8 protein-coding genes and 1 pseudogene are annotated in these 12739 nt (G+C 48.0%); all 9 read left to right on the top strand.

Annotated elements, in window-relative coordinates; genetic code table 11:
- Positions 1 to 1323: TolC family protein (locus ABGY95_RS02225; RefSeq protein WP_347440051.1), on the top strand; the 1323-nt coding region annotated here is incomplete at its 5' end.
- Positions 1324 to 1355: 32 nt separating this feature from the next.
- Positions 1356 to 2573 (top strand): efflux RND transporter periplasmic adaptor subunit, encoded by a 1218-nt coding sequence (locus ABGY95_RS02220; protein ID WP_347440050.1) that lies wholly within the window; start codon positions 1356 to 1358, stop codon positions 2571 to 2573.
- Between the two features lie 23 nt (positions 2574 to 2596).
- Complete coding sequence (locus tag ABGY95_RS02215; RefSeq protein ID WP_347440049.1) at positions 2597 to 5737, top strand: multidrug efflux RND transporter permease subunit; 3141 nt, start codon at positions 2597 to 2599, stop codon at positions 5735 to 5737.
- 64 nt (positions 5738 to 5801) lie between these two features.
- Positions 5802 to 6482, top strand: a complete 681-nt coding sequence (locus ABGY95_RS02210; protein WP_347440047.1) for a TIGR02206 family membrane protein — start codon at positions 5802 to 5804, stop codon at positions 6480 to 6482.
- 46 nt (positions 6483 to 6528) lie between these two features.
- On the top strand, positions 6529 to 7746 hold the full coding sequence (locus ABGY95_RS02205; protein ID WP_347440046.1) for a 4-hydroxy-3-methylbut-2-enyl diphosphate reductase: 1218 nt from the start codon (positions 6529 to 6531) through the stop codon (positions 7744 to 7746).
- A 102-nt stretch (positions 7747 to 7848) separates the two neighbouring features.
- On the top strand, positions 7849 to 8886 hold the full coding sequence (locus ABGY95_RS02200; RefSeq protein ID WP_347440045.1) for a MoxR family ATPase: 1038 nt from the start codon (positions 7849 to 7851) through the stop codon (positions 8884 to 8886).
- A 37-nt stretch (positions 8887 to 8923) separates the two neighbouring features.
- On the top strand, positions 8924 to 9820 hold the full coding sequence (locus ABGY95_RS02195; protein WP_347440044.1) for a DUF58 domain-containing protein: 897 nt from the start codon (positions 8924 to 8926) through the stop codon (positions 9818 to 9820).
- Between the two features lie 19 nt (positions 9821 to 9839).
- Positions 9840 to 11807 carry a BatA domain-containing protein gene (locus ABGY95_RS02190; protein WP_347440043.1) on the top strand — a complete coding sequence of 656 codons (1968 nt, stop codon included), beginning with the start codon at positions 9840 to 9842 and terminating at the stop codon, positions 11805 to 11807.
- A pseudogene (locus tag ABGY95_RS02185) lies at positions 11807 to 12739 on the top strand (hypothetical protein); the annotation flags it as partial. The gene ABGY95_RS02190 and the pseudogene ABGY95_RS02185, both read left to right, overlap by 1 nt.

Here is a 12739-nt window from a genome sequence, read left to right as displayed (position 1 = left end):
CATCAATCTCTCGCTAGCGATCTGCGCTCTCACTCCTCAGCACTACAAAGTTGGTGGACAAAATTTAATGACCCCACTCTAAACAAACTGATTGATCTTGCTTCTCAAGCAAATCCTGATGTCAAGATAGCTCTCGAACGAGTGATAGAGGCTCAAGAAGGCAGAACAATATCTCGTAGTGCAATAGCTCCTATCGTGGACGTTGGTGGCACATATAACAGTGCTAGTCAAAGTGAGAATTCGACACCCTTATCGGGCATTGGCGGCCAGAATTATAAGAATTGGTCTACAGGTGCTTCAGCTAGTTGGGAGCTAGACTTTTTTGGTGGTGTGAGACGAGCCATCGAATCCTCAGACGCCACAGCCGAAGCAATCGAGGAAGCGTATCGTGACACACTAGTCACCCTTTATGCTGAAGTCGCCTACAGTTACCTCGAAGTCAGGACCTATGAAGAGCGTATCCGCCAGGCTAGAAACAACATCAAGAACCAACAAAAGTCCGTAGAACTCACACGTGAGAGGTTCAAAGCCGGTCTATCACCTGAACTCGATGTCAGTCAGGCTGAAACTAACCTAGCAAACTCTAAAGCATTCGTCCCCCAGCTACGTGCTCAGAGAGCTAAATCTCTGAATCGTCTTTCATCACTGTTAGGTCAATACGCAGGCTCATGTGAATCGCTTGTAAAAAACACCCAAGGCATACCAATACCGTCTCGCAAAACTGGCATTGGACTCCCGACCAACTTATTGAGATCTCGCCCAGATATACGCCGTGCTGAGCGCGAGTTAGCAGCCCAAACATCACGCATTGGCATTGCCGAAGCAGACCTTTACCCCAGATTCACACTGGCAGGAGACTTCACCTTCACCTCGGCAAACACATCAAACCTATTTGATGGGGCATCTACAGGCTATAATTTTGGCCCTACCTTCAAGTGGAACGTGTTTAGTGCTGGCCGCATTCGTTCACAGGTCCGGATCGAAGAATCTCGTACTAAGCAGGCTCTCTATGCGTACGAACAAGCAGTACTTCACGGAGTAGAAGATGTGGAAACTAGCCTATCGTCTGCGTTCTACGAACGCGATCGACTCACAGCTCTCAATGATGCAGTTATCTCGTCTACTAAGACGGTAGACTTGGTCAAAACCAACTATAAAGAAGGACTAGTCGACTTCCAAAACGTACTCGATGCCGAGCGCACAATCTTCAATAGTCAAGACACCGCAGCTACAAGTAAAGGAGCCCTTTCTGCAGCATATGTATCTTTATTCAAATCTCTGGGTGGTGGCACAGTCATGCCCGAAGTAACCGCCCCCAAATAATTTCATTTTGAACACTCTCTCGCGTCACAACCATGATCACTAAACGATTCATTCTTCCGCTTATCACTGCGGCATCATCACTCACATTTATTGGCTGCGGCCCCAAAAACGAATTTACTCCACCACCGCCGGTGCCTGTGACTGTAGCGAAACCGATCGTCAACGACCAAACTGTCTACAAAAACTTCCCTGCCACATTAGCTGGCGTCTCGGAAATCGAAATTCGCGCTCGAGTTCGTGGTATTTTAGAGAAGAGCTACTTTGAAGAAGGTTCAGTCATCTCAAAAGGCTCCGATCTGTTCCAAATCGAGCAAGCACCTTACCTTGCCTCAGTTGCAGCTGCAGAAGCGGATGTAGCAAAAACCGAAGCAGCCCTTAGGATTTCTAATGCGACACTCGGACGATTGAAAAAAGCTGGTTCTGGCGCAGTTTCCGAACTCGACATCGAAACCGCCCAAGCGGAAGTCGACAATGCGGTTGCACTCGTTGCTGAATCAAAAGCTAGACTAGAAGCTGCACAAATCGACCTCTCCTACACTTCAATCAAATCGCCAATCAATGGAAGAGTTGCTCGCTGTATGGTGGACGCAGGCAACCTCGTAGGTAATGGCGACCCAACGCTTCTAACTAGTGTGGTGGATGAGGAATCAATCAGAGCGTACTACGAAGTTCCTGAGCGCGTCATGCTTGAGTACTACCGCCGCCGTTCGGAGGTTTCAAACATCAGCCACCAACTCAACAAAGTACGCTTAGAACTCGCCGACGGCACAATTTATGATCATCTTGGCATGATTGACTTTATAGATAATAAGGTCAACGAAACCACACGCACCGCTCAGGTTCGAGCAGTATTTCCGAATGCTGAGGGCATGCTCTCTTCGGGTCTTTTTGCTCGAGTCGGCTACCCAAAAAACTACAAGGATGCAATCATGGTTCCAGCTGTGAGTATCATGAAAGACATCGGTGGTAGTTTTGTCTGGGTTGTTGATACTAAAAATAAGGTTCACCGACGAGGCGTAGTGACTGGTGACACAGTTCTGCGTAAGCAAGTTGATGAAAATGCTGTACCTGTTCGTGACACGATCATCACTAAAGGCCTAACAAAAGATGACTCCGTGATCATCAGCGGTCTTCAGCGCGTCAGAGAAGGAGCCATTGTCACTCCTGAAATGAGCTCATCCACTGGAACCTCTGCAGTCGAACAACCCGCAGAGCTGAAAGCTAAACACGAAGAATCTAAGCAGTCTTAGATCATCTCTATCGACCACTGACTATGTTTAGTAAATTTTTCATCGATCGCCCGATTTTTGCGTCGGTTATCTCGATCGTTATCGTTGTGCTAGGACTGGTGGCTCTCGTTGACCTACCGGTCGCACGCTACCCAGACTTAGCACCACCGACCATTACCGTATCGGCCAACTACCCAGGAGCCAATGCCGCTACCGTCTCCGACACCGTAGCTGCCACCATTGAGAAAGAAGTGAATGGTGTGGAAGGCATGATCTACATGTCGAGCGTGTGTGCCAACGACGGCAGCATGAATCTCACCGTCACTTTCGAGCCTGGCGCAGATCTCGACGTAGCCAACGTTCTGGTACAAAACCGAGTCTCCATCGCGCAATCACGTCTCCCAGAAGAAGTGAAACGAACGGGTGTTACGGTAAAAAAGAAATCTACCGACTCCGTCCTTTATGCAGGGATCACATCTCCAGGTGGCACCTACGATGATGCATTTTTGAGTAACTACGCCAACTTACGTATCCGTGATGAGATTGCCCGCGTACCAGGTGTCGGCGACGTAGTCGTCTACGGTTCAGGAGAATTCAGCATGCGTGTATGGCTCAATCCAGACAGACTCAGAGCCCGCAACCTTGCGGCCAGCGATGTTGTCAATGCCATCAAAGAACAAAACATTCAGGTAGCTGCCGGTAAAGTCGGCGGCGCTCCTGCTCCCGACGGCACAGCCTCTGAGTTCGTTCTGAGCACTCTCGGGCGTCTAACTGAGGTTGAGGAGTTTGAAAATATCGTCGTTGCAACTGGCGATAATGGCAGCCCCATAAGACTAGGTGACATTGCACGAATCGAGCTAGGAGCTGACACCTACAACTTTTCCTCACAGATCAATGGTGACGCCGCTGCCACTCTCGCCATTTTCCAGATTCCAGGCTCTAACGTGATGGACGTGGCCGCCGGAGTTCGCGCAAAGCTAGAAGAACTCAAAGCCTCCTTTCCGAAAGACGTAGACTACCTTACTGTCTATGACTCGACTGACGTCATCACAGCCTCAGTCAAAGAAGTTATCATGACTCTTATAGCCACACTAATTCTGGTTGTGCTAACAGTCTACATATTCCTTCAAAACTTCAGAGCTACGTTGGTCCCAGCAGTCACTATTCCAGTTTCATTGGTGGGTACATTTTTCGTTCTCAACCTGCTTGGCTATTCGCTCAACCAGTTGACTTTGTTTGGTCTAGTTCTTGTGATTGGCATCGTGGTTGACGATGCTATCATCGTGGTTGAGAACACCTTTGTTCACCTTTCCAAGGGTCTCAAGGGTCGGGCAGCCGCAACAGCCGCGATGAAAGAAGTGGCAGGACCAGTTGTCGCTACCACTCTAGTACTACTCTCAGTGTTCATACCAATGACAATGATGGGAGGCATCACCGGCACGATGTTCAAACAGTTTGCCGTCACTATCTCGGTTGCAACGGTATTCAGCTCGATTTGTGCGCTGACCCTCAGCCCCGCCCTTTGTGGAATCCTGCTTAAACAAGCCCCAAGTGAGCCAAAAGGCTTCTTTAAACTCTTCAACACAACTCTAGATAAAGCGAACAAAGGCTATGTTTCTATCGTCAAAAAGGCACTTCGCCTCGTAGCTCTTGGCTTGATACTGTTTGCTGGGATGACGACCTTAGCGGTCATGGGACTAGGACAACTACCAAGTGGCTTCGTGCCCCAAGAAGACGAAGGTTGGGCGATGCTAAACCTCCAGCTACCTGACGGAGCCTCAGCCGAGCGCACGCAAGCGGTGCTTGAGCAAGTAGACAAGATTGTCTCATCCGTAGATGGTGTTGAGAACACACTAGCGGTCAACGGCTACTCGATAGTCGACGGTGCCGTAGCATCTAACACCGCGTTCTTCCTAATCACATTTGACCATTGGGATGACCGCAATGAACCAGGACTTCACCAAAGAGATATCCTCCTAAAAATCAATAAAAAGCTTAGTGCTGTGCGTGATGGATCAGCCTTTGCCTTCCCAATGCCTTCACTTCCGGGCGTTGGTGTATCAGGTGGACTAACCTACATGCTGCAAGATAAAGCTGGTTCCGGACTAGAGCAACTTCAGTCAGTTGCTAGCCAAATTACTCAAACAGCAAATTCTCAGCAAGGACTGACACAAGCACGATCAACCTTCCGAGCATCGGTCCCTCAGATATACATCGATATAGACCGAGAAGCCGTTAAACGCACAGGAACATCGATGACTGCAGTCTTTCAGACATTACAAATTTACTTGGGCTCATCATATGTCAACGACTTCACCAAATTTGGACGAGTCTTCCGAGTTACAGCTCAGGCTGACGGACCATTCCGCGCAGACCCAGAAGCCATAATGCGCCTCAATGTGCGAGGCTCAGAAGGCCAGATGATACCTCTCGGAGCGGTTTGCTCCTTGAAGGAAATTCTAGGACCTCAGACTATTACCCGCTTCAACATGTATCCATCTGTGAAGATCATGGCAAATCCATCACCCGGGTTTAGCTCAGGTCAAGCAATGTCGATCATGGAAGAAATGTCTGACAACCAACTCCCACCAAGCATGGGTTACAGCTGGACCGACCTTTCTTATCAAGAAAAGCAAGCATCCGGAGGTATGATGGCCATCTTCGGGTTCTCCATCCTCATGGTTTATCTAGTTCTAGCAGCCCAGTATGAAAGCTGGACTCTGCCTATTTCTGTGTGCATGGCTGTTCCAGTCGCTCTGCTAGGTCTCGTTGCAGCAGTGATGCTGCGAGGTATGGACAACAATGTCTACACTCAGGTCGGCATCGTTCTTTTGATTGGCCTTTCAGCTAAAACAGCCATCCTCCTCACCGAATTCGCCAGTGAACAACGAAAGTCAGGACTCAGTATTTTCGATGCCGCTCACGCAGCAGTGAAGCTTCGTTTCCGTGCCGTGCTTATGACAGCACTTTCCTTCGTTCTTGGAGTAATTCCACTAGTTATAGCATCCGGTGCAGGTGCTGAATCCCGCCAAATTCTAGGAACAGCAGTTCTAGGTGGAATGCTTGCGGCTACCATCCTCGGCATGGCCGTGGTTCCAATGCTCTTTTACGTGGTCCAGACACTTACTGAGAAATGGGGAACCAAAAAGTACGCTAGCAAAACTCCAGATACTCATGTAGAGTAACACCTAGCGCATGACAATACTACCTAGTCTTTAATCTTTTGACTAGGTGGCCGCTCCTAACACGATGCACAATTTTGAATTATTTGGAGCACCACACCTATTATCGTTTGTAACGATTCTTAGTGCAGCTTCAATACTCATTGTTCTTTACCGTAGGCACAGTAGACTCCAAAAAACCATTCGCTACGGATTAGCCACATGCACTCTGCTTAGCTATCCACTGCACATTGCTCTGGCATCAATTTTCTCCTATCAGTTAGATCTAGAAACAACTCTACCTCTTCACCTCTGTGATCTTGCAGCAATCTTCGGCGGCACAGCCTTATTCACAAAGTCCCAGAAACTAGCTGAGATCACCTATTTTTGGGGACTTGCTGCTACGCTACAAGGACTCCTCACGCCCGACATTCAACACAGCTTTCCAAACCCAGAGTTTATTGCCTTTTTTTGGAACCATGGATTTGTGGTCATCACAGCCCTCTTTTTGCCGCTGGCTATGGCATGGCGGCCTAGGGTAAAGGCTCATTGGTACGTCTTTGGCATGACCCAGATTTACCTCATTCTTGCTCTGACAGTGAATTTCTCGCTTGGAACAAATTACGGTTACTTACACCACAAGCCCAGCACAGCGAGTCTACTGGACTATCTACCTGTCTGGCCAGGATACATTCTCTTCCTAGAAATTCTCTGTTTAGCCTTTTTTCTACTACTCTCACTCCCCTTTTCAACAAAATCAGAGAAATAACACGTGCATCTCAGATCATTTCACGCAATTCTCTACCCATAAATTTATGAGCGACGCCACACCTAAGAAACGCAAGCGTATCAATGTTAGACGCCCCGATGTCATGGAAAAAGTCCAGGCCGAAGTGCAGCGCCACTACGAGTCCTCTATTGTTGAGAAAATTCGGGCGAATGAAGGCTCGCTCACAGTGGGCCACACTACGATCAAACTTGCTCGTCAGTTTGGCTTTTGCTACGGAGTCGAGCGCGCTATCGATCTAGCCTATGCCGCTAGAAAGGTTTTCGAAAACAATAATATCTACCTCATAGGTGAGATCATTCACAACCAAGAGGTTAACCGACAGCTCGAAGACATGAATATTGTTTCCCTCCCCTGGAAACAAATGAACGAGCAATATGACCAGCTCACTGATGATGACGTCGTCATAGTTCCGGCATTTGGTGCTCCTACGAGCTACATTAAGAAGATTGAAGAGCGCGGTGCTGCAATCGTTGATACAACCTGTGGTGACGTCATGAAAGTGTGGCGGCGCGTCCGCAATTACGCGAAACAAGGCTACACCTCGATCATTCACGGTAAAGCCGGCCACGAAGAAACAAGAGCCACGGCCTCCCGCGCACTTGGCGATGCTAAAGATGGACATTACATCGTCATCCTTACCTTAGAAGACACCGATTACCTTTGCGCCTACCTCAGCGGCAGAATTAGCTCTGAAGACCTAATGAAACGCTTCAGCCACGCGGTCTCCAAAGGTTTTGACCCAGAGCGCCATCTCATCAAAGTCGGTGTAGCAAACCAAACAACCATGCTGAAAAGCGAGACTGAAGAAATTCAGAAGCGCGTTTGCCGTGCTATCACCGAACGTGATGGAAAAACTGAAAACTTCCAATTCTTTGACACCATCTGTGGCGCTACCCAAGAACGCCAAGACGCGCTATTTGAGATGCTCAAAAGCCACATGGACGTCCTTCTCGTCGTTGGTGGTTACAATAGCTCAAACACCACACATTTAGTGGAAATCGGCCAAGATGAACTCCCCACTTTCTTTATCCAAAACTCAGACCGACTCACCTCACTAAAAGAAATTGTCCATTTTGATCTAGAGCACAAATCTGAAGTAACCACTGAATACACCAACTTACTCGATACGAGTAAGCACGTGATCGTCGGAATTACTGCTGGAGCCTCCTGTCCTAACAATCTTATCGAGTCAACCATTCAACGCATTTTCGAACTCAGAGGCATCGATCCACAAGATCTATAAACTACTCCAAGAGGTCATTGCTCGATCTCGTATTTCTGCGTTGGCTCGACTCGTCAAACCATCGCCATTGTTTTTTATAAAACTCAACTCCAACGAATCAGCATGAAAAGTCAAATTTCTGCCTCTGTAACAACTGACTCTAACCAACTGCCACCCGACGACGTCGCCGCGATTGACAAGTTAGGTCAAACTTACCGAAGCTTAAAACAAGAATTATCCAAAGTAATCATTGGCCAAGAAACTGTTGTTGAAGAATTGGCTATCGCACTCTTTGCACGAGGCCATGCACTTTTGATGGGGGTGCCAGGTTTAGCGAAAACCCTCTTAGTATCATCAGTCGCTGAATGCTTGGAGCTAAAATTCAGCCGTATTCAATTCACTCCTGACCTCATGCCTTCCGATATTACAGGTACGGATATTATTCAAGAAACCGAAAGCGGAAAACGCGAATTCCAGTTTATCAAGGGGCCTATTTTTGCGAATCTCCTCCTCGCCGACGAGATCAACCGTGCTCCAGCCAAAACCCAGGCCGCAATGTTAGAGGCCATGCAAGAACGCCGTGTCACAGCTCTCGGCCATAGTTACCCGTTAGATCAACCATTTTTTGTCCTCGCTACTCAGAACCCTGTCGAGCAAGAAGGTACTTACCCTCTACCTGAAGCACAGTTAGACCGTTTCATGTTCCTCATCGATGTTGATTACCCAAGCGAAGATGAAGAACGCCGTATCGCACGTGAGACCACGGGGGGTATCAAGAAAAAACTGGATACCGTACTTACCGGTGAGCAAGTTATCGCATACCAGGAACTAGTGAGGCGCATGCCTGTGCCTGACCATATCTACGACTACGCTGTCGACATCGTCCGTAAGACCCGCCCTGGACTAGATTCGTCACCAGAATGGGTGAAAGAATATGTCGGTTGGGGAGCTGGCCCACGTGCTGTTCAGTACCTTATTCTTGGCGCCAAGTCTCGCGCGGCCCTTCACGGATCTTACATGGCTAGACTTGAAGATATTGAGGCGGTTGCAATGCCGGTACTCGGCCATCGAGTCTTAACAAACTTTGCAGCTGAATCCCAAGGAATGACTGCAAACAAAGTAGTCGAACGTCTCGTGGCTGAAATGCACGAAGAGCAATAAAAAGCCTGCTCACAGACTCAACACAATTTAAGTCTCTGTGAATTATTCCTTCCTCGATCCAGCCGTCCTAGGACGCCTCGGAGCCATTCCTATAGAAAGCCGGCAACCAATGCTCGGTAATGTTACTGGTCGCCATAGATCCCCAAATAGAGGGTCTTCAGTCGAGTTCGCCGAATACAGAAAATATGTCCAGGGAGATGACACGCGCCGATTAGACTGGAAGGCCTACGCTCGCTCAGACCGATACTATATTAAAGAATTTGAAGCTGACACCAACCTGTTAGCTAACATGATTGTCGACTGCAGTGGTTCCATGGACTTTGCTGACAGAGGGATACCTAAGATCGAATTCGCCAGACAAATAGCATCGACCTTAAGTTACCTAGCAGTTGACCAAGGGGACGCTGCAGGACTGAGCTGTATTTCAAAGAAGTTAGATATAGAAATTCCACCACGTCGACGCGCCTCTCACCTTCAAAGCATTTTCAAGACGCTCTCGGATGTCACACCGAAAGGTGAAACGGGCTTGATCGAGGGACTGCACGCGATAGCTGAGAAAGTCCAAAGGCGTGGACTTATAGTTATCCTATCTGATTTATTTTGTGATCCCGAAGCCTTCTCAGATGCCTTACAACACTTGCGCTACCGAAAGCACGACGTTGTTGTCTTTCACCTAATGGATCCTCAAGAAATTGATTTCGACTTCGAGCGCCCTCATCGCTTTGTGGACCTTGAAGATGGATCTGCAATCGTAGCAGAACCCTCACTAATTGCTGATGAGTATAGGCAGGTTGTCCAAGAGTTCCTAGTCGACACCAAGCGCCGGTGCCTCGACGCTAACGCCGACTACAGACTGGTTAGAACCACTGAGAGCTATGAGAGTGTGCTGTCTACCTTCTTGCTTGATCGCTTACCTAAAAAAGGTTCCCGCTAAAATTCACTAACTACACAACTTGAGTTTCCCATTTCTATCGTCCTACGCCTTTTTTTGGTGGCTGCTAGCTTTAGGAATACCTTTGCTCATTCACTTACTCAACCGGAGGCGCCATCGAGTACTCAAATGGGCAGCCATGGATTTCCTCCTCAAGGCGAGTCGTGAGTCACGCGGCAAGAAAAAACTCAAGCACATCATCATTCTGACCTGCCGGGCGCTCGCTATCGCAGCACTTATCATAGCCGTTGCCCGTCCACTGGCAACAAGTGGCTTCCTCAGTTGGGGTGAAAGGAAACTAGATACCGTAATTCTAGTGCTCGACCGCTCAGCATCGATGGAGCAAAGCTCACTTGAAAGTGCTACCACCAAACGCGAACGGGCTATTCAGATAGTGCAAGACTCCATTTCTGAATTAGGGGGCACAAAGCTAGTACTCATAGATAGTGCTTCAGGCGCCCCTATTCCCATAGCGAGTCCTTCGACCCTCAATAAAATTTCGCAAACTAAAGCCACCGACACTGTAGCCAATATTCCAGCTCTACTGGATACCGCAGTCCAGTACATCCTAAAAAATAACACGGGTAGAACTGAAATCTGGGTTGCGTCAGATATGCAGCAAACTGACTGGCAGCCACAAAGTGGTAAATGGAGCAGTATTCGCCTAGGCCTCAATAACCTTTCTAGCCAAGCAAGACTTCGCGTCCTTTCGCTCAATTCTGTCGCTAACGGTAATCGCAGTATTCGACTAGTCGATGCACAACGCATCGATGAAGACCTATTATTAGAGCTCGATATTAGCCAATCAGCAGAAACAAGCCAGCAAGAAATCCCACTCACGCTCTCACTGAACGGAACTCAGAGTACTGATAACGTGACAATTTCTGGTGATGTACTGAAGCTCAGCAAGCGCTTACCTCTCTCTGGAAAGTCGGGATTTGGTTATATCCAGTTACCAGCAGACACGAACTCTAGAGACAACACCGCCTACTTTTCCTACGGGCCTGAACTACCAGTGCATACTGCCATCGTCACAGCAAAATCTGAAGTTCAGTACTACCTAAGTCTAGCTTCTGCTCCACCTGGTTATGCCAGCCAGCAAGCCAAGACTTACCTACCTCACGAAAGAATTCCATGGGAAACGCTCTCACTAGTTCTCTGGCATGCGCCTCTTCCTAACCAAAAGGAGCAAGCTCCACTACTAGAGTTTATCAACAAAGGGGGAATCATTGCTTTTTACCCACCGTCAAGTACGGAAGATCAGTCCTTTCTCAACACCCAATGGGGGCTATTGAATAAAGCTTCTACTGGGAAATATTTTATCGTACAGGACTGGGATCGCAGTGACGGTCCATTACGTAATGGTGAAGACGGCACACCCATTCCTGTAGTTAAACTTAAGGCAATAAAGCGCAGAGAAATCCTTACCAAAGGGACTAGTCTAGCCAGATGGAGCAACGATAGCCCATTCCTGACACGTGCACTTCACGGGCGCGGGGCCGCCTACTTTATAGCCACATTACCAGACTATACTTGGTCAAATTTAGGTGATGCAGACGTCATTCTGCCCCTCACTCAACGACTATTACTCAAAGGTAACAAACGTTTTGGTTCGGGCTACTCAGCCATTCTTGGACAACTGCCTGCTGAAATTGCGGTTGATTCGGCCAAACGACAGCGGCTAGACAAAGCAACTCTTTCCACTCCCCTCAACACCGAATACGAGACAGGAGTTTATGCATTTGGCGAACGCACCATAGCTGTGAATCGGCCCGCTAATGCAGACTTAGCAACTGAGCTAAGCAAAGAGGAACTAGACTTGGCTTTATCAGATGTGTCGTATTCTTTATTCGAAGAAGAAACTGAGAAATCTTCCGCTTTTGCCCAACAATTATGGCAAATCTTCCTCGTTGTCGTTCTTCTCTTGTTGATAGTTGAAGCCATACTCTGCCTAGTTCAGAAACGTAAGAAAACAGACACCACCCTCTAGTGCATTTCCAGATACAGAACCTCCATTTTGCCCCCTCACTCACCTTCTTTATCGTGGGTTGTGTCGCACTCATTGTAGTAGGAAATCTCTGTTTACTAGCGACCAGACGCTCGGCTCGGCCAAAACGTACAGGAGCGATAGAAGCCCTCCGCTTTCTCATCACATTTCTAGTCGTTCTCATGCTGTGGGGGCCAGAATGGAAAACCATCATCACTCCCGAAAATGAACCTGAAATAGCCATCCTATGGGATGCTTCTGGTTCAGGAGAAACTCTCGACGCCCAACTACCTGATAGACCAAATTCAGTCATAAGCAGGCGAGCTTTCATTGACTCGGCTCTCGAGTTAGACGTCTGGCAGAAGCTAGAAAAAAATGGACAAATCTCAGTTTTCTCACAACCGTTTTCCGAGCCAACTATTGATAGCGAGGCTCAGGTCGCCACTCTCACTGGCACAAACATAAACGCCCCCATAGAAAAGCTGCTAGAGCAGCACGACAACCTCAGAGCCATCGTATTACTCAGTGATGGTGACTGGAATACTGGCATTCCACCCATTGGTGCTGCGCAAAAAATGCTGCTCAAGAACGTCCCACTTTTTACCATTCCTGTGGGAAGTAAGGAACGTTTACCCGACATTGAAATACTCGACATCACAGCTCCCACCTATGGTATTATCGGTGAGCCAGTCCAGATTCCATTCTCGCTTCGCTCATCGCTCAAACGTGATATCAACACCACTATAAAACTCCGCGACACCACTAACGGCAAAGAGTTCACAAAGAAAATTCGCATCCCAGCTGAGAAAGAATATTTTGATAATGTGCTGTGGCGCATCGATCGAGAGGGCACGAGTAAATTAGAACTTAGCTTCCCGGTTGCCGAAGGAGAACTCGTTATCGAAAATAACCGCCAAGAATTCATCATTCAAGGG

Source organism: Rubritalea sp. (genome assembly GCF_039830215.1).
GTDB lineage: Bacteria > Verrucomicrobiota > Verrucomicrobiia > Verrucomicrobiales > Akkermansiaceae > Rubritalea.
The sequence above is the reverse complement of the archived record's forward strand: the minus strand, read 5'-3'. Positions and strand labels throughout refer to the sequence as shown.